Annotated in this window: 20 protein-coding genes; 8 read left to right on the plus strand and 12 right to left on the minus strand. The window is 72.4% G+C overall.

Going from position 1 to position 22,211, the window contains the following annotated elements; translation table 11 throughout:
- Positions 1 to 28 precede the first annotated feature (28 nt).
- Together ABT137_RS34835 and lysX are read right to left on the minus strand one after the other, a co-directional pair.
- On the minus strand, positions 29 to 862 hold the full coding sequence (locus ABT137_RS34835; protein WP_351715127.1) for a polysaccharide deacetylase family protein: 834 nt from the start codon (positions 860 to 862) through the stop codon (positions 29 to 31).
- A gap of 116 nt (positions 863 to 978) precedes the next feature.
- A complete protein-coding gene (lysX, locus tag ABT137_RS34840) occupies positions 979 to 4,251 on the minus strand; it encodes a bifunctional lysylphosphatidylglycerol synthetase/lysine--tRNA ligase LysX (protein ID WP_351715128.1) in 3,273 nt (1,090 codons plus the stop codon).
- Between the two features lie 174 nt (positions 4,252 to 4,425).
- Here lysX and ABT137_RS34845 point away from each other — a divergent pair, with 174 nt between their 5' ends.
- Positions 4,426 to 4,881, plus strand: coding sequence for a universal stress protein (locus ABT137_RS34845; protein WP_351715129.1), 456 nt, complete (start codon positions 4,426 to 4,428; stop codon positions 4,879 to 4,881).
- Here the strand turns inward: ABT137_RS34845 and ABT137_RS34850 are convergent.
- Positions 4,817 to 6,064 (minus strand): MFS transporter, encoded by a 1,248-nt coding sequence (locus ABT137_RS34850; RefSeq protein WP_351715130.1) that lies wholly within the window; start codon positions 6,062 to 6,064, stop codon positions 4,817 to 4,819. The two genes, ABT137_RS34845 and ABT137_RS34850, sit on opposite strands and share 65 nt — an antisense overlap.
- 102 nt (positions 6,065 to 6,166) lie before the next feature.
- Between ABT137_RS34850 and ABT137_RS34855 the strand changes: the two genes are divergently transcribed.
- Together ABT137_RS34855 and ABT137_RS34860 are read left to right on the plus strand one after the other, a co-directional pair.
- On the plus strand, positions 6,167 to 7,117 hold the full coding sequence (locus ABT137_RS34855; protein ID WP_351715131.1) for a LysR family transcriptional regulator: 951 nt from the start codon (positions 6,167 to 6,169) through the stop codon (positions 7,115 to 7,117).
- A gap of 60 nt (positions 7,118 to 7,177) precedes the next feature.
- Positions 7,178 to 8,590, plus strand: a complete 1,413-nt coding sequence (locus tag ABT137_RS34860) for an amino acid permease (RefSeq protein ID WP_351715132.1) — start codon at positions 7,178 to 7,180, stop codon at positions 8,588 to 8,590.
- On the opposite strand, the gene ABT137_RS34865 is transcribed toward ABT137_RS34860, so the two are convergent.
- Positions 8,587 to 9,402, minus strand: a complete 816-nt coding sequence (locus ABT137_RS34865; protein ID WP_351715133.1) for an alpha/beta fold hydrolase — start codon at positions 9,400 to 9,402, stop codon at positions 8,587 to 8,589. The genes ABT137_RS34860 and ABT137_RS34865 overlap by 4 nt on opposite strands.
- Before the next feature lie 98 nt (positions 9,403 to 9,500).
- Here ABT137_RS34865 and ABT137_RS34870 point away from each other — a divergent pair, with 98 nt between their 5' ends.
- Positions 9,501 to 9,974 carry a MarR family winged helix-turn-helix transcriptional regulator gene (locus ABT137_RS34870; protein ID WP_351715134.1) on the plus strand — a complete coding sequence of 158 codons (474 nt, stop codon included), beginning with the start codon at positions 9,501 to 9,503 and terminating at the stop codon, positions 9,972 to 9,974.
- 38 nt (positions 9,975 to 10,012) lie between these two features.
- Here ABT137_RS34870 and ABT137_RS34875 read toward each other — a convergent pair whose 3' ends face one another.
- Positions 10,013 to 11,161 (minus strand): CapA family protein, encoded by a 1,149-nt coding sequence (locus ABT137_RS34875; protein WP_351715135.1) that lies wholly within the window; start codon positions 11,159 to 11,161, stop codon positions 10,013 to 10,015.
- 221 nt (positions 11,162 to 11,382) lie between these two features.
- Here ABT137_RS34875 and ABT137_RS34880 point away from each other — a divergent pair, with 221 nt between their 5' ends.
- The 3 genes from ABT137_RS34880 (at position 11,383) to ABT137_RS34890 (ending at position 13,397) form a co-directional block, all read left to right on the plus strand.
- A complete protein-coding gene (locus ABT137_RS34880) occupies positions 11,383 to 11,931 on the plus strand; it encodes a sigma-70 family RNA polymerase sigma factor (protein WP_351715136.1) in 549 nt (182 codons plus the stop codon).
- A gap of 144 nt (positions 11,932 to 12,075) precedes the next feature.
- Positions 12,076 to 12,591, plus strand: coding sequence for a hypothetical protein (locus ABT137_RS34885; RefSeq protein WP_351715137.1), 516 nt, complete (start codon positions 12,076 to 12,078; stop codon positions 12,589 to 12,591).
- Positions 12,592 to 12,740: 149 nt separating this feature from the next.
- Positions 12,741 to 13,397, plus strand: a complete 657-nt coding sequence (locus tag ABT137_RS34890; RefSeq protein ID WP_351715138.1) for a zf-HC2 domain-containing protein — start codon at positions 12,741 to 12,743, stop codon at positions 13,395 to 13,397.
- A gap of 7 nt (positions 13,398 to 13,404) precedes the next feature.
- Here the strand turns inward: ABT137_RS34890 and ABT137_RS34895 are convergent, their stop codons facing one another.
- Both ABT137_RS34895 and ABT137_RS34900 read right to left on the minus strand, forming a co-directional pair.
- Entirely contained in the window at positions 13,405 to 14,268 is an 864-nt protein-coding gene (locus ABT137_RS34895) for an Fpg/Nei family DNA glycosylase (RefSeq protein ID WP_351715139.1), read from the minus strand.
- Positions 14,269 to 14,299: 31 nt separating this feature from the next.
- The gene (locus tag ABT137_RS34900) at positions 14,300 to 16,399 is read right to left on the minus strand and encodes a SpoIIE family protein phosphatase (RefSeq protein WP_351715140.1); all 2,100 of its coding nucleotides are present in this window, start codon (positions 16,397 to 16,399) and stop codon (positions 14,300 to 14,302) included.
- A gap of 160 nt (positions 16,400 to 16,559) precedes the next feature.
- On the opposite strand from ABT137_RS34900, the gene ABT137_RS34905 reads away from it, so the two are divergent.
- Positions 16,560 to 17,981: a lipase maturation factor family protein gene (locus ABT137_RS34905; protein ID WP_351715141.1), complete on the plus strand. Its 1,422-nt coding sequence runs from the start codon at positions 16,560 to 16,562 to the stop codon at positions 17,979 to 17,981.
- Here ABT137_RS34905 and ABT137_RS34910 read toward each other — a convergent pair.
- The 5 genes from ABT137_RS34910 to ABT137_RS34930 are packed head-to-tail and all read right to left on the minus strand — an operon-like array spanning position 17,969 to position 22,182.
- Positions 17,969 to 18,799, minus strand: a complete 831-nt coding sequence (locus ABT137_RS34910) for an amidohydrolase family protein (protein ID WP_351715142.1) — start codon at positions 18,797 to 18,799, stop codon at positions 17,969 to 17,971. The genes ABT137_RS34905 and ABT137_RS34910 overlap by 13 nt on opposite strands.
- Positions 18,796 to 19,110, minus strand: a complete 315-nt coding sequence (locus tag ABT137_RS34915; RefSeq protein WP_351715143.1) for an L-rhamnose mutarotase — start codon at positions 19,108 to 19,110, stop codon at positions 18,796 to 18,798. The genes ABT137_RS34910 and ABT137_RS34915 overlap by 4 nt, the downstream gene beginning before the upstream one ends.
- Positions 19,107 to 20,093, minus strand: coding sequence for an aldo/keto reductase (locus ABT137_RS34920; RefSeq protein ID WP_351715144.1), 987 nt, complete (start codon positions 20,091 to 20,093; stop codon positions 19,107 to 19,109). The genes ABT137_RS34915 and ABT137_RS34920 overlap by 4 nt, the downstream gene beginning before the upstream one ends.
- Positions 20,090 to 20,845 (minus strand): SDR family NAD(P)-dependent oxidoreductase, encoded by a 756-nt coding sequence (locus ABT137_RS34925; RefSeq protein ID WP_351715145.1) that lies wholly within the window; start codon positions 20,843 to 20,845, stop codon positions 20,090 to 20,092. Before ABT137_RS34925 ends, ABT137_RS34920 begins: the two co-directional genes overlap by 4 nt.
- Complete coding sequence (locus tag ABT137_RS34930) at positions 20,842 to 22,182, minus strand: L-fuconate dehydratase (protein WP_351715146.1); 1,341 nt, start codon at positions 22,180 to 22,182, stop codon at positions 20,842 to 20,844. Before ABT137_RS34930 ends, ABT137_RS34925 begins: the two co-directional genes overlap by 4 nt.
- Positions 22,183 to 22,211 lie beyond the last annotated feature (29 nt).

The raw sequence follows: 22,211 nt of genomic DNA on the forward strand, positions 1-22,211 counted from the left end.
GGCCACCACCGGGCGGGCGCGGGCCCGTTCACGTCCGGCGGCGCGGCACGGTCAGGCGGTAGCCGTTGTCCAGCAGATAGGGCAGGTACTCGCGCAGGGCCTGGACACTCTGCGAGCGGTCGCCCCCGGCGTCGTGGGAGAGGACGACGACGCCGGGGGCGGCGCCGTTCTCGATCGTGTCGACGATGGTGCGGGTGCCGGGCTCGGTCCAGTCGGTGCTGTCGACGGTCCAGGCCATCGGCTCCATGTCCATCTCGGCGCCGAGTTGGAAGGCCGCGCGGTTCCAGGCGCCGTAGGGGGCGCGGAACCACTGCGGGCGTTCGCCGTAGGTGTCCTCGATGGCGTCGCTGGTGCTCGTCATCTCGTCGCGGATCTCACGGCGGTTCAGGGTGGTCAGCAGCGGATGTGTCCAGGTGTGGTTGCCCACGACGTGGCCCGCCTCGGCCATCCGCGCGACCAGTTCCCGGTTCACGACGATGCACTCCCCGCACAGGAAGAACATCGCCCGCACGTCGTACTTGGCGAGGGTGTCCAGGATGTGCGGGGTGTAGTTCGGGTTGGGGCCGTCGTCGAAGGTGAGCATCATGCGTCTGCCGCTGCGGGAGATCTCCGTGATGGGTTCCTTGCGGACCTTGAGCCTGCGCGGGGCGGTGGGCGGCGGGCCGTACCCGGTGAGCGGCTGGAGCCGGAAGGCGGAGGACTTGAGCGCCGGGCGGGCCTGCGGTCCCGCGGCCGGGGCGGCCCCGCCGGCCGCCTCCTCGGCGCTGCTCGCCAGCACGATGCCCGCGGTGCCCGCGGCTCCCAGAGCGGCGCCGCCGGCGAGCAGCAGCCGGCGTCGGGTGAACAACTGATCCTTCTGCATGACTCATCAGTCGCCCGGCAGGACTCCGGCGCAGCACATCAACACCGGTGCGGCGGTGGGAAAGCACTCGCTCGGACCAGCAAAGGGCAGCTCAGGTAAGAAAAGGCCAAAAAACTTCAGCGGCGCCGGACCAGCGGGAAGGGGAGCGTCTCGCGGATGGTCAGACCGGTGAGGAGCATGACCAGCCGGTCGACGCCGATGCCCAGCCCGCCGGTGGGCGGCATCCCGTATTCGAGGGCGTCCAGGAAGTCCTCGTCGAGTTCCATCGCCTCGGGGTCGCCGCCGGCCGCGAGCAGCGACTGGGCGGTGAGCCGGCGGCGCTGTTCGAGGGGGTCGGTCAGTTCGGAGTAGGCGGTGCCGAGTTCGGTGCCGAACGCGACCAGATCCCAGCGCTCGGCGAGCCGGGGGTCGGTGCGGTGCTGCCGGGTGAGCGGGGAGACGTCGGTCGGGAAGTCCTTGTAGAAGGTGGGCAGCTGGGTCCGCTCCTCCACCAGGCGTTCGTACATCTCCAGGACCACGTCGCCGGGCCCGTCGTCGGCGGTGTACGGCACCCCGACGCGGTCGCAGTGCCGGTGCAGCCGCAGCAGCTCGGTGCCGGGGCCGATCTCCTCCCCCAGCACCTCGGAGATCGACCCGTACACGGTCCTGACCGGCCAGGTGCCCGAGATGTCGTACTCCCGTCCGTCCCTGCGGACCACCGGCGCGCCGAAGGCGGCGGTCGCGGCGCCCTGGATCAGTGCGCGGGCGAGGTCGAGCATCACGTCGTAGTCGGCGTACGCCTGGTAGGCCTCCAGCATCGTGAACTCGGGGTTGTGCTTGTGGGAGACGCCTTCGTTGCGGAAGGTCCGGCCGAGTTCGAAGACCTTCTCCAGACCGCCGACACAGAGCCGCTTGAGGTACAGCTCGGGGGCGATGCGCAGATGCAGGTCGAGGTCGTAGGCGTTGATGTGGGTGGTGAAGGGGCGGGCGTTGGCGCCGCCGTGGATCTGCTGGAGCATCGGGGTCTCGACCTCCAGGTAGCCACGGTCCAGGAGGCCCTGGCGCAGCGCCTGTACGGCGGCGGAGCGGGTGCGGACCACGGCACGGGCGGCGGGGCTGGTGGCGAGGTCGAGGTAGCGGCGGCGGACCCTGGCCTCGGGGTCGGCGAGGCCGCGGTGTTTGTCGGGCAGCGGGCGCAGGCACTTGGCGGTGAGCTGCCAGTCGGTGCCGAAGAGGGTCGGTTCGCCCTGGTCGCTGACGCCCATCCGGCCGGTGGCGGTGATCTGGTCGCCGATGTCGGTGTCGGCGGTGAACCGGTCGAGGGCGGGGCCCGACCCGTCGCGGGTGAGGGCGAGTTGGCGGTCGCCGGACCAGTCGCGCAGGGTCACGAAGACGATGCCGCCGAAGTCGCGGACCAGGATGATCCGCCCGGCGACGGTGACCGTCTCCCCCTCGCGCACGTCGGCGAGGGCGCGGGGCGGTGCGCCGGCGGCCACCGGGTAGGGGTCGACGCCCGCCGCCCGCAGCCGGTCCAGCGTGCGGCGCCGGACCCGGAACTGGTCCGGCAGGCCGGTGTCCGGTGCGCCGGGCCCGGTTCCGTCCCCTCCGTCGACACCGGGCACCGGCGCGGACTGCGGCGCCGCGACGGGCCGCGGTCCGGTCTGCGGGTGCCCCTTTCCCCAGAGTTTGCGCAGGGACGGTACGGAGACGAATCCTTCGGCGATTCCGGAGGCGAGGCCGATCCGGGCGAGGGAGCCGGCGTCGCCGTAGCAGAGGAAGCGCGGGTACCACTCGGGGCGGTACTTGGCGTTGGAGCGGTACAGGGCCTCCAGCTGCCACCAGCGGGAGAAGAACAGCAGCAGCCGGCGCCACAGCCGCAGCACCGGTCCGGCGCCGATGCGGGCGCCCTCCTCGAAGACCGAGCGGAAGACGGCGAAGTTCAGTGAGATGCGGCGCACGCCCAGTTTGGGGGCGGCCGCGCACAGGTCCGCGACCATGAACTCCATGACTCCGTTGGGGGCGGCGCGGTCACGGCGCATCAGGTCCAGGGAGATGCCGTCGCCGCCCCAGGGCACGAAGGAGAGCAGGGCGAGCAGCCGGCCGTCCTCGGCCATGGCCTCGACGAGCAGGCAGTCGCCGTCGGCGGGGTCGCCGAGCCGGTCCAGGGCCATGGAGAAGCCGCGCTCGGTCTCGGTGTCGCGCCAGGCGTCGGCCCTGTCGACGGCCTCCTCCATCTCCGCCTCGGCGAGGTCGGCGTGGCGGTGGATGCGGCAGCTCGCGCCGGTGCGCCGGACCCGGTTGACGGCCTGCCGGGTGACCCGCATCTCGCGGCCGCCCAGGTCGAAGCCGGCGACGTGCAGGATCGCCTCGTCGCCGAGTTGCAGGGCGCCGAGGCCGGCGCGGACGTATGCCCTGGCGCCGTCCTCGGAGGCGCCCATCACCGCGGGCACCCAGGCGTGCCGACGGGCCACGTCCAGCCAGGCGGCGATGGCGTGCGGCCAGGCCTCGGGGTCGCCGACGGGGTCGCCGCTGGCCAGGCAGACGCCGGCCTCGACCCGGTAGGTGACGGCGGCCTTGCCGCTGGGCGAGAAGACCACGGCCTTGTCGCGGCGGGTGGCGAAGTAGCCGAGGGAGTCCCGGTCGCCATAAGCCTTGAGGAGGGCGCGGATGCGGGTCTCCTCGTCGCCGTGCAGGGCCGCTTCCAGGCGCTGTGAACGGAACAGGGCGGCGGCGGCGTTGAGCAGGGCGAGGGCGCCGAAGAGGCCGAGCAGGAAGGCGACGAAGCGGGGCGGGCGGCCGCCGTAGCTGCCGCCGGAGACCAGGCCGCCGCAGACCCGGTCGGCCGCCCAGGCCAGGTGCTGGCCGTGCGGGAGCGAGCCGGGGAAGAGCGAGACCAGGCCCCAGCCGGCCAGGATCGCCACGAGCAGGCCGACCAGGAGGACCGCGAGGGCCCGGCGTACGGCGGCTCTGCGGGAGGCGGCGTAGAACTCCCGGCGGGCCGTGATCAGCAGGGCCAGGGCGAGTCCGCAGACCACCAGTGAGCTGAACGGGTACCAGTCGAAGCCGAAGGCGACGGTCAGGACGTCGGCCAGCACCAGCAGGCCGAGGTAGATCACCACCAGCCACCAGGCGACCTTCTTGCGGGCGGCGGTGGCGCCGCCGAGCAGGAACAGGAAGACCGCGTACGCCAGGTTGGGGCTGACGGGCACCAGGACGGCGTCGATGAAGTGCACGACCGGGCGGAGCAGCACGCGCAGCGGGGCGATGAAGGAGAGCAGGGCGCACAGCAGGGCGAGGGCGCCGAAGAACGTCCCGAACGCCTCCGGCACCCAGGTCAGCCGCCCGCCGCGGGGCGGGCGTATCGGGCCCGCCGGCTCCCTGCCCGTGGCGGGCTCCACGGCGGCACTCATGTTTCCGACTGTAGGAAGCGCCCGCCCTGCCCGCCCGTCGAGCAGCCCGCAGCCGAGGGGACCCGCCGCCCGCCCGTCGAGCGGCCGGAAGCGGGCAGGAGCCGACGGGAACCGGCGCGCGCGTCGGCCGTCCCGGGCGCCCACCGGAGCTGTGGATTCCGATAGCCTCGGATCGTGGCGGAACAACACCAGTTCGAGCGGGGCACGGACGGCCCCAAGGTCATCGTGGTCGGCATGGACGGCTCGGACTCCTCGTGGCGCGCGACCTCCTACGCCGCCGGTCTGGCCCGGCGGCAGCACGCGCTGCTGGCCATCGTGTACGTCCAGCCGGTGCTGGCGGCCGGCGCGGCGCTCGGGGCACCGGTGGCGGAGACCACGGACGAGATCGCGGAGGAGCTGGTCGGGCAGATCCGGGAGGCGGCCGAGCGGCTCAAGGGGATATTCGAGGTGCGCTGGGAGTTCCACACCTTCCGCGGCGACGCGTACAGCGGAATGGTGAAGGCGGCCGACGAGCTGAAGGCCGACGCGGTCGTGGTGGGCGCCTCCGAGCAGGCCGGCCACCGGTTCATCGGCTCGGTCGCGATCCGTCTGGTGAAGGCGGGACGGTGGCCGGTGACGGTCGTACCGTAGCGGTCTCCCGCAGGAGCAGCAGCGGGGTCGCCAGGAGCAGGATCCCGGCGAGGGCGATCGCGGTGCGCGGTCCTGTGAGGCTCGCCAGCAGGCCCCACAGGGCGGTCATGGCGGCCGTGGTGGCCTTGCCGGTGACCGACCAGGCGGACAGGGTGCGGGCGACCCGGTCGTCCGGGGTGTGCTCCAGGCGGCGGGTGGCGTACACCGGGCTGTAGACGGCAGAGCAGGTGATCACCCCGAGCTCCAGGACCATCACCAGCAGCAGTCCGGGCAGCCCGGGCCCGACGAAGGCCAGCCCGAGGGGCCAGACGGCGCGCAGGGCGCTCGCGGTGCGCAGCACCCGCCACTGCCCGTACCGGGCGACCAGCGGCCGGGCCAGCCGGGCGCCGAGGAGGCCGCCCAGGCAGGGCACGGCGAAGGCGAGGCCGTACTGCCAGGGGGCGAAGCCGAGCGGGCCGAGCATGAGGACGGCCAGCGGTGGTGCGGCGACCATGATCAGGGCGTTGCCCGCGAGGCTGTTGAAGAAGAGGGGCCGCAGGGCCGGGCTGGTGAGGATGTACCGCCAGCCGTCGAGCAGGTCGGCGGCGCGCAGCCGCTGCACGTCCCGCTGTGCGGGGCGCGGCTCGCCGCCGCCGACGGCCCGGATGCCGAGCGCCGACAGCAGGAAGCTGACCGCGTTCGCCGCGACGGTCGCCACCGGCCCGAACAGACCGATCGCGGCGCCGCCGAGGGGCGGGCCGAGGACCAGCGCGGTCCAGTTGGTCGACTCGAACCGGGCGTTCGCGGTGAGCAGCCGGTCGGCCGGGACGAGGGACTTCAGGAAGGCGCCGGAGGCCGCGCCGAAGGTGATGTCGGCAGCCGCGACGACCACCGAGACCAGCAGCAGCTGGCCGACGCCGAGGGCGCCGAGCGCGTAGGCGGCCGGGACGGTGAGCAGTGCGGCGAACCTGATGAGGTCCATCGCCATCATCACCGGCCGCTTGCGCCGGAACTCCACCCACGGCCCGAGCGGCACCGCCGCGATCGCGCCCACGGCCGGCCCGGTCGCCGCGAGCAGCGCCACCTCCGCGGACCCCGCGTGCAGCGCGATGACGGCGATCACCGAGAACACGTCGAAGGCGAGCCAGGTCCCGAGCGCACTCACCGAGTACGCGGCCCACAGCCACCCGAACCGCCGCCCCATGCACAACCTCCCGTTGACCCGGGACATGAAAACGTGCAGGTGGCCGTCGGATCAAACAACCTCCGGGCCCGCTGCCACAACCATCGGTTGTACGGTGTGGAGGTGGACCTCACCGCCGTGCGCACCTTTGTCACCGTCGCCGACTCCGGGCAGTTCCAGGAGGCCGCGGCCGTGCTGGGGGTCACCCAGCAGGCGGTGTCCAAGCGGATCGCGGCGCTGGAGAAGGAGCTGGGGGTGCGGCTGTTCACCCGGACCGCCCGGGGCGCCGAGCCGACCGCCGACGGCCGGGCCTTCCTGCCGCCCGCCCGCGAACTGCTACTGGCCGAGGAGCGGGCGGCCGCCTCGGTACGGCGGGGGCGGCGCCCGCTGCGGGTCGACGTGGTCGGCGCCCGGCTCGCCCCGGCGGCGCTGCTGCGCGGCTTCCACGAGGCGCACCCCGACCTCGCCCTGGACGTCGTCACCCTCTTCGACGTGGAGTCGGCACTGACCGCCCTGCGTTCCGGTGCGATCGACGCGTCGTTCCGGGCGGTCGCCATGCCGGGCCGGCCGCTGCCGAGGGGCGTCGAGGCCGCCCGGGTGTACGACGAGCCGGTCCAGCTCCTCACCGGCCCGGGGCACGCCCTGGCAGGCCGGACCTCGGTCGCGCCCGCGGAGCTCGCCGGGCACCGGATCTGGATCCCGGGGATCGTGGAGGGCACCGAGTGGGCCGCGTACTACGCCTCCCTCGCCGCCGAGTTCGGACTCGCCATCGACTCCTCCGGCCCCAACTTCTCCGGGGCGCTGCAGGACGCGCTCGCGGGCTCCGGCACCCTGGCGACCCTCGTCAGCGAGCAGACCCGGCTGGTCTGGCCGGACGGCCACGACCTGCGCCGGATCCCGCTCCTCGGCCCGACCCCCCTCTACCCCCACTCCCTGCTCTGGGCCACCGCCAACCCGCACCCGGCGCTCACCGCCCTGCGCACCCATCTCACCGAGTCCCGCCCGCCGCGCACCGCCGCCCGGACCTGGACGCCGGGCTGGGCCGAGACCGTGCGTGGCGTCTTCCGTCCTTGACGCCCCTGGGCCATCATGATCGGCCGTCAGCCGTTCGCGATCGGCGAAGAGGTGAGGCACATGGCCAAGCTCCGCATGGGTGAAGGAATTCTCCGTCGCAAACCCATCGAACACATCGAGGAGACCGAGGTCACCGAGGGCGCCCGGCTCGACAGATCGCTCGGGCTGGTGCAGCTGACCGCGATCGGTGTGGGCGGCATCATCGGCGCGGGCATCTTCACCCTCGCCGGCACGGTCGCCAACGAGACGGCCGGTCCCGCCGTCCTGGTCTCGTTCCTCATCGCCGGGGTGGCGAGCGCCTGCGCCGCGCTGTCGTACGCCGAGTTCGCCGGGCTGATCCCGAAGGCGGGGTCGGCGTACACGTACGGCTACGCGGTGCTCGGCGAGTTCGCGGGCTGGTTCATCGGCTGGGACCTGCTCCTGGAGTACACGGCGATCGTGGCGGTGGTCGCGATCGGCATCTCGGGGTACTTCAGCTTCCTGGTCGAGGAGATGGGCGCGAACCTGCCGCACTGGATGCTGGGCGCACCCGGCACCGGCGACGGCCACCGGGTCGACCTGTTCGCCGCCGTGCTCTGTCTTCTCATCGCCTACCTGCTCAACCTCGGCATCCGCAGCGCGGCCCGCTTCGAGACGATCGTGGTGGTGCTCAAGGTGCTGGTGGTACTGCTGGTGATCGGCGTGGGCGTCTTCCACATCAATTCGGCGAACTACCACCCCTTCTTCCCGTTCGGCATCAGCGGCGCGTTCACCGGTGCGGCGACCGTGTTCTTCGCGGTCTTCGGGTACGACGCGATGTCGACGGCGGCCGAGGAGTCGAAGGACGCCCAGCGGCACATGCCGAAGGCGATCATCTACTCGCTGGCGATCTCGATGGTGCTGTACGTGGCGGCCTGCCTGGTCCTGACGGGCATGCAGAACTACAAGGACATCGACCCGGAGAGCGGCTTCTCGACGGCGTTCAAGTCGGTGGGGCTGAGCGGTCTCGCGGACGTGATCGCGGTGGGCGCGATCATCGGCATCCTGACGGTCATGTTCACATTCATGCTGGGTGTGACCCGGGTGTGGTTCAGCATGTCGCGGGACGGGCTGCTGCCCGCGTGGTTCGCGAAGACGCACCCGACGCGGCACGTCCCGACCCGGGTGACCTGGATCGTGGGGGTCGCCTCGGCACTGCTCGCCGGGTTCGTGCCGATCGGCGAGGCGGCCGAACTCACCAACATCGGCATCCTGCTGGCCTTCGTGGTGGTGTGCGCGGCGGTGATCGTGCTGCGCTACCGGCAGCCGGAGCTGCCGCGCACCTTCCGTACGCCGTGGATGCCGTTCGTGCCGGCGCTGGGTGTCGTCTTCTCGATCTGGCTGATCACGTTCCTGAAGTGGGAGACCTGGGTGCGGTTCGCCGTCTGGTTCGTGATCGGCTGCGTGATCTACTTCGGCTACTCGTACAAGAGGTCGCGGCTGGCGGGGCGTTAGAGGGCCCGGAGGAAGTCGAGCAGGAGGGCGTTGAAGACCTCGGGCTTCTCCAGGTTCGGATAGTGGCCGACCCCTTCGACGACCTCGGCGCGGCCGTCCGGGACCTCGCGGGCCAGACGGTCGGCGGCGGCGAGCAGGGCGGTGGGTTCCAGGCCGCCGTTGATCGTGAGGACCGGCACGTCGATCTTGGGCACCCGGGGCCAGGAGCCGGTCACCGGGACATGCCGGTCCGGCTCGCCGGGGGTGTGCTTGGAGATCGTGCGCAGGGCCATCTCCCGCAGCCGGCGCGGGATGTCCGAGTCGAGGTCGGCGACAGCACGGTGCTCGCCGGCCACGCCCCGCAGGAAGACGTCGGCCCAGCCCTCGATGTCGCCGGCGCCCAGGGTACGGGCGTACTCGTCCTGGAGTCCCTTGTGCCAGCAGTCCGTGTACCGGAAGTCGCCGGTCGCCGCACCGCAGGTGACCACCGCGCGGACCAGCTCGGGGTGTTCCAGCACGGTGTCGGTGGCGATCACCCCGCCCATCGAGACGCCGACGAGGACGGCGGGTCCGGCGTCGAGGTGGCGCAGGAGTGCGGCGAGGTCGTCGGCCCAGCGGAACAGCCGGCTCGCGTTGGCGGAGGAGCCGTGGCCGCGTACGTCCGGGGCGATCACCCGGTACTCGGCGGCCAGCGCGGGGATCTGCCGGTACCAGAAGCGGTGGTCGACGTACCCGGAGTGGAGCAGGACCACCGGGTCGCCGGAGCCGGTGTCGAGGTAGGCGAGGTCGCCGTCGGAGGACGGGAAGAAGCGGACGTCCGCAGCACCATTCATGACAACCAAGGTGTCATCTTCGGGAGAGTTTGACAACCTGGTTGTCATGATGGCTTTGACACCTCGGTTGCCATGACGGTGCGGTGCATGATGGCCGGGTGAACGACATCGACAAGCCCCTCGCCCCCGACGAGCTGGGCGAGCGCATCACCGAGGTGTTCGACCTGATCGGCCCGCTCTACCGGCGCGCCTTCCGCAAGGTCGAGCAGGGCGAGCAGATCGAGGGGGCCTCGGTCGGGGTGCGCTCGGTACTGGACCTGCTGCGCCGGTACGAGCCCATGACGGTGCCCCAGATGGGCCGGATCATGGCGCTGAGCCGGCAGTTCGTGCAGCGCACGGTGAACGACGCGGTGGCGCGTGGCTGGGCCGAGGTCACCCCGAACCCCGCGCACCAGCGCTCCTCCCTGATCCGGCTCACGGCCGAGGGGCGGGCGACCATCACCGCGGTCCTCGCCCGCGAGCACGCCCTGAACCGGCAGGTCGGCGGCGACCTGACCGACGCCGAGATCACGGCGTGCGTACGGGTGCTGAAGCAGTTGCTGGTGACGTTCGACCACGTCGACGTGGAGTGACCGCGGCGCGGGGTGACCGCCGCGTGGAGTGACCGCCGCTACTCCCCCATGATCAGCCCGTCCTTGGCGGCCCCGCGGCTGAGCACGACGTCCCGGATGGCGTCCCGGGCGGCCGTGAAGTCGGCCCCCTGGTCGATGGCCGCGTTGAGGTCGACGACCCGGCCGGCGTCGACGTCGTAGACCTGGGGGATGAACTCGGCCTTGGCGACCTCCCAGCGGCCGCCCGGAGCGGTGGGCGGGGTGAAGGTGAAGCGGGCGAGGGTGGACTGGTTGCCGCGCGGGTCCTGCCGGCCCTGGCTGTTGTACATCTCGCCGGCCAGCTGGTCGCCGAGCCCGTAGACCACCCAGGTGCCGTTGACCTTCTCGTACGCCTGCGGGATGTGCGCGTGGGTGCCGAGGATCAGGTCGATGTCGGGGCGGCCGCCGGTGCGCGCCTCGGTGAGCCGTTTGGCGAGGGTGAGCTGCTGCTGGTCGGGGGCGTCCCTGCCCTCGGTGCCCCAGTGCACGGAGACCACGACCACGTCGGCGCCGGCCTGCCGGGCGGCGCGGGCGTCGGCGAGGATGCGGTTCTCGTCGAGGAGGCCGACCGCCCAGGGCTGGCCGGGCGGCAGGGAGTTGCCGTTGACGTCGTAGGTGTAGGAGAGCTGGGCCACCCGGGCACGGCCCGCGTTCATCAGCGTGAGGGTGCCGGCCTCGGCATCGGTGCGGGCGGTGCCGGAGTGCCGCAGGCCCACCCGGTCCAGCGCGTCGAGGGTGCGCTGGATGCCCGCGGTGCCGTCGTCGAGGGCGCGGTCGGAGGCGGTGGAGCAGCCGTCGTAGCCGGTGGCGGCGAGGGCCTCGGCGAGTTGCGGCGGGGAGGTGAGGGCGGTGTGGGCGCCGTCCGTGCCGGTGACGGTCGCCAGGTGACAGAGCGCCAGGTCGGCGTGGGAGACGACGGGTTCGACGCCGGCGAGCATCGGGCGGAAGTCGTAGCCGTTGCCGCCCGCGTCGAAGTTCGCGTGGTCGGTCGCGGACTTCTGCGGCATGACGTCACCGGAGGCGACGAGGGTGAAGCCGGTGGCGGGCACGGCCGGTGCCGGGTTGGGGGGCGGGGCGGCGTTCTCCGCCCGCACGTGGTTCTGACAGGCGGCTGCGGCGGCGAGCAGGGCGGTCAGGGCCAGGGCCGCCTGGCGTCTGCGATTGATCATCAGGAGTACCCCAGAGTCGCAAGCCTTGTCCGATTTACAGATCAATGGGTACGAAGGTGGAGGCAGCCGCAAACAACTCAGGCGTCCCGATTGACCCATCCGGGTCGGGTACGGGGGATGCGGGACCGTTCGTCGCACCGTTCGCCGACGCGATCGACCGTCCGCCGCACATCCCGGTATGCCCCCTGTCCCCCGGCCGGGCCCTGCGATGCCATACGGCCATGACGGCCGGAACCACCCTTCCCCACGGGACGACGACCGCCGAGCACGAGCTCGTCGCGCTCCAGCGCGAGCACGGCCGACCGCTCTTCGCGCTGCTGCTCCGGCTCAGCGACGGGGACCGGCAGCGGGCCGAGGACCTCGTCCAGGAGACCCTCGTGCGCGCCTGGCAGCATCCCGAGGCACTGCGCGCCGACGACTTCGACTCCGTGCTGCCCTGGCTGCTGACGGTCGGCCGGCGGCTCGCCATCGACGCGCGGCGGGCCCGGCAGGCGCGGCCCGCCGAGGTGCACGACGCCGTCCTGGAGAACGCCCGGGCCGCCGGCGACCACGCCGAACGCGCCGCCGCGACGCTCGACGTCCGGGAGGCTGTGAAGACTCTCACCCCCGAACACCGTGAAGTCCTGGTGCTGGTGTATTTCCAAGGGGCGAGTGTTGCGGAAGCCGCCGAGACCCTGGGGATTCCACCCGGTACCGTGAAGTCGCGGGCGTACTACGCGCTGCGCGCCCTGCGCCGGGTTCTGCCCGGTTATGCACCCGACCTGCGATGAAACCGTAAGCCAGGTCAAACCTCGGTAAAGCGCCTTGCTGAGGACCATGTTTGAGCAATCAGCTGTCTTCATCCGTGTTCCGCACCGGGAGAGGGACGGACCCGGGGTCGGGGCCACGCGCGCACCGGAGGAAGGCAGGACGGGATGCTGCACAGAGGTCAAGAGAGCACGGACGGGGCCGGAAGCGGGGAACTGGCGGTCCCGATGGCCTGGTTGTACGCCGAGTACATCGCCGACGAGCTGCTGCGCACCGGCGATCTCATGCCACCGACGTCCTTCGAGTTCCGGGCCGGCCGCGACGCGCTGGCGCTGACCATCTTCCTCTCCGACACGGACGGCGAACTGTCGGGCATCCGGGTCGTGTCCCAGTTGGAGACCTGGCTTTCGCTCACGGCGTACGACCAGCCGTGGCAGGACTGGGTCAGCGAACGTATGGCTGTGGTGACGGCCGAGACGGCCGAGTCGGGCGGGCCGTCACCGGACCTGGACCTGGCCGTGGCCGCCTGGCGCTGGCTGGAGGAGACCGAGCTGCTCGCGCCCGACCTGGACGCGGTGCCGGGGGGCGGTTCGGTGTTCGGCGAGGACGACGGGCCGAAGGTGTGGACCCCCGCCTGGCGGCTCGGTCTGCCCCTGGGGCATCTCGCCATCCATCTTTTTTGATTCAGGACCAATCCGCGGGCCCGGCCGCTCCGAATCCGTTGATTACGATTCTGTACGTGGCTTGAGTGAAACGGCTGCCGACTGCGTACGGGTGGGAGCAAGGAACAACGAGTAACCCCCACCCGCACCCATCGGCACGAGGATTCGGCATGAGGTCCCTGGAAAGGCATCGCGACGTCGGCGCGTACGCGCTCGGCGTGCTGGACGAGGCGGAGGCCTTCCGCTTCGAGGACCATCTCATGGAGTGCCCGAGCTGTACGGCACACGTGACCGAGTTCGGCCCCGCGGCACGGCAGTTGATGCTGTACCGCCGGGCCACGCCGCGCTTCGTGCACCCCATGGCCCAGCCCGGCCCCCGGCTCCTCGACCGGCTGCTCGCCGAGGTCGCGACCCGGCACCGGGCCAAGCGCCGCAAGCTGCTGTACGGCCTGGCCGCCTCGGTGGTGTTCGCGGTCGCCGGCCCCGGCATCGCGACCTACGTCGGCCACGACGCCGCACCGGCCGTGCAGGTCACCGCGGCCACCGACGCGCAGTCCGGCATCTGGGCGCAGGTGAAGTCGGAGGACACGGACTCCGGCAGCACGATCGAACTGCAGGTGAAGGACCCGGACGGGCCGCGCTCCTGCCGGCTGGTCGCCGTCGGCGACGACGGCTCCGAACAGATCGTCACCACCTGGGCGGAGCGCGACCACGACGACCGGGTGAGCACCATGACGGGCGGCTCCTCGATGCACCCCGACGAGATCGACCGCTACGAGGTGCGCAACGCGGACGGGCAGCGCCTGGTGACCCTGGACCCCAAGTGAGAACCGGCTACTTGAGCAGCCGGGACATCCGGCGGTCCGCGAGCGGCTTGCCGCCGGTCTGGCAGGTCGGGCAGTACTGCAGCGAGGAGTCGCTGAAGGAGACCTCGCGGACGGTGTCGCCGCACACCGGGCAGGGCTCGCCGGTCCGGCCGTGGACCCGCAGCCCGCTCTTCTTCTCGGCCTTGAGCCGCCCCGCCGCCAGGCCGTGGGAGCGCTCCACCGCCTCGGTGAGGGTGGTGCGCAGCGCCTCGTACAGCCGGTGCGTCTCCTCGGGCGTCAGGGACGCGGCCAGCTTGAACGGGGACATCTTCGCCGCGTGCAGGATCTCGTCGCTGTAGGCGTTGCCGACCCCGGCGATCAGGCTCTGGTCGCGCAGGGCGCCCTTCAGCTGCCGTCGCTCATCCTTCAGCAAGGCTGCCAGACGGGCCTCGTCGAAATCGTCGGCGAGCGGGTCGGGGCCGAGCCGGGCGATACCGGGGACGTCCTGCGGGTCGCGGACGACGTACACGGCCAGCTTCTTCTGGGTGCCGGCCTCGGTGAGGTCGAAACCCGCACCGGTCTCCAGGGCCGCCCGCAGCGCCAGGGGGCCCTTCCCGGGGCGGGGCAGCCCGTCCGGCAGCCGGTCCTTCCACTGGAGCCAGCCCGCCCGGGCCAGATGGGTCACGAACCGCAGTCCGCGGTCACCCTCGATGTCCAGGAACTTGCCGTGCCGGTGCACGGCGACGACCTCGCTGCCCTCGAAGGCGCCGACCGGGGGGTCGTACGTCTTCAGGACGCTGATGGCGACCGGCAGCACGCGTACGACCTGGCGGCCGACCAGGTTCTCGGTCAGGAAGTCCCTGAGCGCTTCGACCTCGGGCAGTTCGGGCATGCGTCCAGAGTGCCACCCGAGGCTCCCGGGGTCAGGTCCCGTCGGGCTTCTCCGGCATCCGGAACTCGCACCAGACCGCCTTGCCGCCGCCGCGCGCCTCCACGCCCCACACGTCGGCGATCTGGTCGACGAGCAGCAGCCCCCGCCCGGAGACCCCGTCCTCGCCGGCCTCGCGGCGGCGCGGCAGGGCGCTGGAGGAGTCCTCGACCTCGACGCGCAGCCGGCGGTCGCTGCCGCCGAGGACCCGGAGGGTGACGATCGCGGAGCCCTCGGTGTGCATCAGCGCGTTGGTGATCAGTTCGTCGGCGACCAGCTCGATCTCGTCGGCGCGGTCCCCGGCGCCCCAGGCGCGGACGGCGGCGCGGACCATGTGCCGGGCCAGGGTGAGCGCCTCGGGGTCGCCGGAGGCCACGTGCTGCTGGAGGCGGCCGACGGCCTGTGCGGTGTCGGAGCCGCAGCGGCGCAGCAGGAGCAGGGCCACGTCGTCGTCACCGCCCCGCTCGTCGGCGACCTCGATCAGCAGGTCGGCGAGGTCGCGCACGTCCTCCGGCCCCTTGGCGACCTGCTCGGCCAGGGCTCGCATGCCGTCCCCGAGGTCCTCGCCCGGCTGCTCGACGAGCCCGTCGGTGCACAGCAGCAGCGTCTCGCCGGGATCGAGCTCCAGGGTGGAGACCGGGTACTCCAGGCTCTGGAACTCGGCGGACAGGCCGAGCGGCAGCCCGCCCTCGACGGGGACCTTGCGGCAGGCGCCGTCGGCGGCGCGGACCAGCGGGTCGATGTGCCCGGCGCGGACCACCTGGACGACGCCGGTGGCGAGGTCGGCCTCGGCGTACAGGCAGGTGGCGAAGCGGTCGGTGTCGAGCTCGTCGAGGAAGACGGAGGCGCGGGCCATCACGGTGGCCGGGGCGTGCCCCTCGGCGGCGTAGGCGCGCAGCACGATGCGCAGCTGGCCCATGACGGCCGCCGCGTGCGTGTCGTGGCCCTGGACGTCGCCGATGACCGCGCCGACCCGGCCGCCGGGCAGCGGGATGAGGTCGTACCAGTCGCCGCCGATGTCCCGGCCCAGGGAGCCGCCGGCGGCCGCGGAGCGGTAGCGGACGGCGACGTCGGCCCCGGGCACGCTGGGGATGGTGCGCGGCAGCATGGCCTGCTGGAGGCCCTGGGCGAGGTCCTTCTCCTGCTCGAAGAGCATGGCCCGCTGCAGGCTCTGCGCGATGCTGCTGCCGAGTGCGACCAGGACGGCGCGTTCCTCGCTGGAGAAGCCGAGCCGGTCGTTGTAGAGCAGGCCCATGGCGCCGATCGGGCGGGCCTGGGCGATCAGCGGCAGATAGGCGGCCGAGGTGATGTGCAGGTCGGTGATGTGCGGCCACAGGATCGGGTAGCCCTCGGCGAACTCCTCCGGTGACTCGATGAAGCATGGGCTGAGGGTCCGCACCACCTCGCCCATCGGGTACGGCTCCTCTATCCGGGTGATCCGGGTGCCGGGCACGAAGCTGCCTTCCGGTCCCTCGGCGACCAGCCGGATCCGGCCGGCCTCCACCAGGCCCATCACCAGGCTGGTGGCGCCCAGGTTGGGGACGCCGTGGGTGTCCTTGAGGACGTCGATGACCTCCTGGACGCTGCTGGCGTGGGCGAGCGCGGCGGTGACCGCCTGGACGACGCCGGTCTGCCGGCGCAGCGCCTGCCCCTGGGCGTCCCGCAGGTTCCGGGCCTCGCTGTCCTCCAGCTCCTGGGTGGCGTCCCGGACGATCCCGACGACCCGGCGCGGGCGGCCCGTCTCGTCGCGCCGGATGTAGCCCTGGGTGTGGGTCCAGCGCGAGGTGCCGTCGCGGCGCCGGATGCGGAAGTACGTCCCGTAGTTCTCGCTGCCGTCCTTGATGGCCTGGGACACCACCGCGTCCAGCCTGCTGGACTCGGCCGGGGGAACCCGGGCGGCGAGGGTCTCGGGGCGGCCGTCGTACTCCTCGGGGGTCAGGTCGAACACCTCGTACGCCTGGGTGTCCATGTGGAACAGGCCGGCGTCGAGGTCCCAGTCGAAGGTGCCCATCCGGTTGAGCGCCAGGATCGGGTGGTCCGGGTGAGCGGGCCAGTCGTCCGGGAGTGACGGAGCGCTCGCTCCCCGATCAGCCATGGGGCCACCATGCCAGGGGAACCCCTTACGGGCAATTTCTCCCCTATTGTCTGCTTCACTCGCTCGGGTTACGCAAGCGGGGAGGCGCGGTACACAGGGTGACAGGCCCCTGCCGATCCGGGGGGGGCGGCATCATGGAGAGAGGCAGGAGCGCACGGCCGTGGACTGGTTCACCGAACCCGGGTACTGGGTGAGCCGGCTGGTCTTCCAGCGGGCTCTGGCCGGCGTGTACCTCGTCGCGTTCCTGACGGCGGCGCTGCAGTTCCGGGCCCTGCTCGGCGAGCGCGGGATGCTGCCGATCCCGCGGTTCGTGGCCCGCGTCCCCTTCCGGCGGGCGCCGAGCCTGTTCCATCTGCGCTACTCGGACCGTCTCTTCGCGGGCTGCGCCTGGGCGGGCTGCGCGGTGTCGGCGGCGCTGCTGGCGGGAGCGGACTCCGAACTCCCGCTGTGGGCCGGGATGGTGCTGTGGCTGGTCCCCTGGGCGCTGTACCTCTCGATCGTCAACGTCGGCCAGACCTGGTACGCGTTCGGCTGGGAGTCGCTGCTCCTGGAGACCGGTTTCCTGGCCGTCTTCCTGGGCAACGACGAGGTGGCCCCGCCGGTCGTCGTGCTCTTCCTGCTGCGCTGGATCCTGTTCCGGGTGGAGTTCGGGGCGGGCCTGATCAAGATGCGCGGGGACGCCTGCTGGCGCAAGCTCACCTGCCTGCACTACCACCACGAGACCCAGCCGATGCCGGGCCCGCTGAGCTGGTTCTTCCACCACCTGCCCGGGCCGGTGCACAAGGCGGAGGTGGCCGCGAACCACGTCACCCAGCTCGTCGTCCCCGTCCTGCTGTTCACCCCCCAGCCGATCGCGACGGCGGCCGCGTCCCTGATGATCCTCACCCAGCTGTGGCTGGTGGTCTCCGGCAACTTCTCCTGGCTGAACTGGATCACCATCGTGCTGGCCCTGTCGGCGCTCCGCCTCCCCACGGACCGTCGTGCGGCACCTCCCACCCCGCTCTGGTACGAGGTGGTCGTCCTCGCCGTGACCGCGCTGCTCCTCTTCCTGAGCTACCGCCCGGTGGTGAACATGGTCTCCCGCCGCCAGGTCATGAACCGCTCCTTCGACCCGCTCCACCTGGTCAACACCTACGGCGCGTTCGGCAGCGTCAGCCGGGTGCGGTACGAGGTGGTGGTCGAGGGCACGCTGGACGGCACCGCGCGCGAGGACGCGGACTGGCGGGAGTACGAGTTCAGGGGCAAGCCGGGCGATCCCCGGCACTGGCCGCGACAGTTCGCGCCCTACCACCTCCGCCTGGACTGGCTGATGTGGTTCGCCGCCCTGTCCCCCGCGTACGCCGGGGACTGGTTCGGCGGCCTGGTGGAACGCCTCCTGGAGAACGACCGCGACACGCTGCGGCTGCTGCGCCGCTCCCCCTTCCCGCCCGACCAGCCCCCGCGCTTCGTCCGCGCCCGCCTCTTCCGCTACCGCTACACCAGCTGGCGGGAGCTTCGGGAGACGGGCGCGTGCTGGGAGCGGACCTATGTGCGGGAGTTCCTGCCGCCGACCCGGCTGGCGGGCGCGGCTCAGAGGTCGTAGACGCGGGTGGCGGTGGTCTCGAAGACGGCGGTGCGGTCGGCGGGGCCGATCAACCGGGTCGCCGCGTCGAAGACTTCGCCGTAGGTCCCGGCCAGGACGCACACCGGCCAGTCCGAGCCGAACATCAGGCGGTCCGGGCCGAAGGCGTCCAGGACCGTCTCGGCGTACGGGCGCAGGTCGTCGACGGTCCAGGAGGCGGGGTCGGCCTCCGTGACCATGCCGGAGAGCTTGCAGACGGTGTTGGGCCGGGCGGCGAGGGTGCGGACGGCGGTGGCCCAGGGTTCGAGGGTGCCGGACGCGATGGGGGGCTTGCCCAGGTGGTCGAGGACGAAGGTGAGGTCCGGGTGGGACTCGGCGGCCTTGACGGCGGCCGGGAGCTGGTGGGCCTGGACGATGAGGTCGTAGACGAGGCCCGCGTCCGCGAGCGCGGCCAGGCCCCGGGCGACGTCCGGGCGCAGCAGCCACTCCGGGTCGGGTTCGCCCTGCACCTGGTGGCGGATGCCCTTCAGGTAGGAGCCGCCGGGGAGTTCGCGCAGGCGGGCGAGTTCGTCGGCGACGTCCGCGCGGGTCAGGTCGGTCCAGCCGACGACTCCGGCGACCAGGTCGTGGGCGTCGGCGAGGGCGAGGAACTCGGGGGTCTCCTCGGGGACGGTGATCGTCTGGACGAGCACCGTGCGGGTGACCCCGGCCGCCGCCGCCTCGGGTTCGAGGTCCTCGACGGTGAAGTTCCTTCTGAGCGGCTGGAGTTCGGGTCCGGTGATCCAGTCCTGGTCCCGTACCGAGAGGTCCCAGACGTGGTGGTGGGCGTCGATCGTCATGGCAGCTCCCATACGACGGGCAGGCCGGCCTCCGAGCCCGCCTCGGAGTAGTCATGGACGACGTCGAGCAGCTCGGCCATCCGGGCCTGCCAGGCCACGTTGACCGGAAGCTTCTCCAACTCGGCGAGGAGCCGGCCGTAGTCGGCGCAGTCCAGGACGTGGAAGAGGTCGGTTCCGCTGCGCCAGATGGTCCAGGAGGTGGCCCCGGCGGCGCGGATGGCGTCGGTGAGTTCGGCGGGGACCTCGCGGTGCGCGGCCTCGTACGCGGGGATGCGGTCGGCCCGGACCCTGGTGTGCAGGGCGACTCTCATGACCGGTCCTCCGTGGGTACGGGGGCGTCGGCCGGCAGCAGGCCGGTGGCGTGCAGCTCCTGCCAGAAGGCGGCGGGGACGTGCGTGGCGAACTGCTCCGCCCCGTCCGCGATCTCGGCCGCCGAGCGGGCGCCGACCAGGACGCTCGCCACGGCCGGGTGGGCCGCGCAGAAGGCGAGGGCGGCGGCGCGCAGGGTGGTCCCGTGCTGTTCCGCGAGCGCCTTGAGACGCAGGGCACGGGACAGCAACTCGTGGGAGACCTGGGCGTAGTTGTAGGTGGCGTCCGGCTTCGGGTCGGCCAGCAGACCGGAGTTGAAGGCGCCGCCGATCACCACCGAGGTGCCGCGCTCCTCGGCCGCGGGGAGGAGGTCGGCGAGGGCGCTCTGGTCGAGGAGGGTGTAGCGGCCCGCGCACAGCACCACGTCGACGTCGGTGTCGCGCACGAACCGGGTGAGCATGGCCGTCTGGTTCATGCCGGCGCCGATCGCGCCCACGATCCCCTCGGCGCGGAGCTTCTCCAGGGCCGGGTAGCCCTCGCGGAAGGCCTCTTCGGCGTGGTCGTCGGGGTCGTGCAGGTAGACGACGTCGACCCGGTCGAGGCCGAGCCGCTCCAGGCTGGCCTCCAGGGTGCGGCGGATGCCGTCGGCGGTGAAGTCCCAGACCCGGCGCAGGGTGTCGGGCACGGCGAAGCCGTGGGCGAGGTCGTCGCCGTCGCCGGGGCCCGGCTCCAGTCGGCGGCCGGCCTTCGTGGAGAGGGTGTACGCGTCCCGGTCGTACTGCCGGAGGGCCTCGCCCAGCCGCCGTTCCGACAGCCCCAGGCCGTAGTGCGGGGCGGTGTCGAAGTAGCGGATGCCCTGCTGCCAGGCGGCCGTGACGGTGTCGTACGCCTGCTGGTCGGGGAGTTCGGTGTACAGGTTGCCGATCACGGCGGCGCCGAGGCCCAGCGGGCTGACCCGGACGCCGCTGCGGCCGAGCGCGTTCACTGGCCCACCGGCCGCAGCCTGAGGCCCTGCATGCCGCCGTCGACGGCGAGGGAGGTGCCGGTGGTGGCACCGGACAGGGGGCTCGCCAGGTAGGCGATGGCACCGGCGACCTCGGCGGCGGAGACCAGGCGTCCGGAGGGCTGGCGGGCCTCCAGGGCGGCGCGCTCGGCGGCCGGGTCGGACGCCCGGTCCAGGAGGCGGCCGATCCACGGGGTGTCCGCCGTGCCGGGGTTGACGCAGTTGACGCGGACGCCCTCGCGGACGTGGTCGGCGGCCATGGCCAGCGTCAGGGAGTACACGGCGCCCTTGGTGGCGCTGTACAGGGCGCGCTGCGGCAGGCCCGCGGTGGCGGCGATGGAGCAGGTGTTGACGATCGCCGCGTGCTCCGAGCGGCGCAGGTGCGGCAGGGCGGCGCGGGCGGCGCGGACCATGCCGAGGACGTTGACGTCGAAGACGCGGCGCCACTCGTCGTCGTCGTTGTCCTCGACCGTGCCCTGGGCGCCGATGCCCGCGTTGTTGACGAGGACGTCGAGGCCGCCGAGGGCCTCGACGGCGCTCTCCACGGCCGTCCGCACGGAGGCGTCGTCGGTGACGTCGGCCCGGAAGCCCAGCAGCGGCTTCTCGACGGCGGACGGGTCGAGGTCGAGGACGGCCACCTGGGCGCCGCGCTCGGCGAGCAGTTCGGCGGTGGCCCGCCCGATCCCGGAGGCGCCGCCGGTGACCAGGGCCCTCAGACCCTCGAAGTCGGTCATGCCGCCTGTCCCTTCTGTGTTGCGGGGTCGGCGGCCCAGAAGGTGCCGCCGGGATAGGTGTACTCCGCGACGGACTCCGGTCGCATGGCGGCCGAGAAGCCCGGTGCGGTGGGTGCCGTGTAGTGACCTTCGCGGATCACCACCGGATCGAGGAAGTGGTCGTGCAGATGGTCGACATACTCGATGACCCGGTCCTCGGTGGTGCCGGAGACCGCCAGGTAGTCGAACATCGAGAGGTGCTGGACGAGTTCGCACAGTCCGACACCGCCCGCGTGCGGGCAGACCGGGACGCCGAACTTCGCGGCCAGCAGCAGGATGGCGAGGTTCTCGTTGACTCCGGCGACCCGGGCCGCGTCGATCTGGAGGATGTCGAGGGCGCCGGCCTGGAGCAGCTGCTTGAAGACGATCCGGTTCTGGACGTGCTCGCCGGTGGCGACCTTGACCGGGGCGACCGCCCGGCGGATCGCCGCGTGGCCGAGGATGTCGTCGGGGCTGGTGGGCTCCTCGATCCAGTACGGGTCGAACCCGGCGAGGGCCTTGGTCCAGCGGATCGCCTCGTCGACGTTCCAGCGCTGGTTGGCGTCGACGGCCATCCGGATGTCCGGGCCGACGACCGCGCGGGCGACCCGGCAGCGCCGGATGTCGTCCTCCAGGTCGGCGCCGACCTTCAGCTTGATCTGCCGGAAGCCGTCGGCGACCGCCTGGGCGGCGAGCCGGGTGAGCTTCTCGTCGTCGTAGCCGAGCCAGCCGGCCGAGGTGGTGTAGGCGGGGAAGCCGCGCTCGAGGAGGCGGGCCCGCCGCTCCTCGGCGCCTTCCCGGCCCTGCTGGAGGATGGCGAGGGCCTCCTCCGGGGTGAGGGCGTCGGTGAGGTAGCGGAAGTCGATCTGGCGGACGATCCACTCGGGCTCGGCGTCGGCGAGCAGCTGCCACAGCGGCTTGCCGGCGCGGCGGGCGGCGAGGTCCCAGACGGCGTTGACCACCGCGCCGATCGCCATGTGCATCACGCCCTTCTCGGGGCCGAGCCAGCGCAGCTGACTGTCGCCGATCAGGTCCCGGTAGAGGGATCCGGGGTCGTCGCAGACCTCGTCGACCGGGCGGCCGAGCACATGGTTCCGCAGCGCGTCGATCGCGGCGACCTGGACGTCGTTGCCCCGCCCGATGGTGAACGTGAACCCGTGCCCCTCGTGGCCGTCGCCCGCGTCGGTGCGCAGCACGACATAGGCCGCCGAGTAGTCGGGGTCCGGGTTCATCGCGTCGGAGCCGTCGAGCTCGCGCGAGGTGGGGAAGCGGATGTCGTGGGTGTCGACCGCGGTGATGCGGGCGGTGCTCGGGGACACGGATTGCCTTTCCGTCGGGGGGAGTGCGG

This window comes from Streptomyces sp. NPDC001980, from assembly GCF_040296885.1.
Taxonomy (GTDB): Bacteria; Actinomycetota; Actinomycetes; order Streptomycetales; family Streptomycetaceae; genus Streptomyces.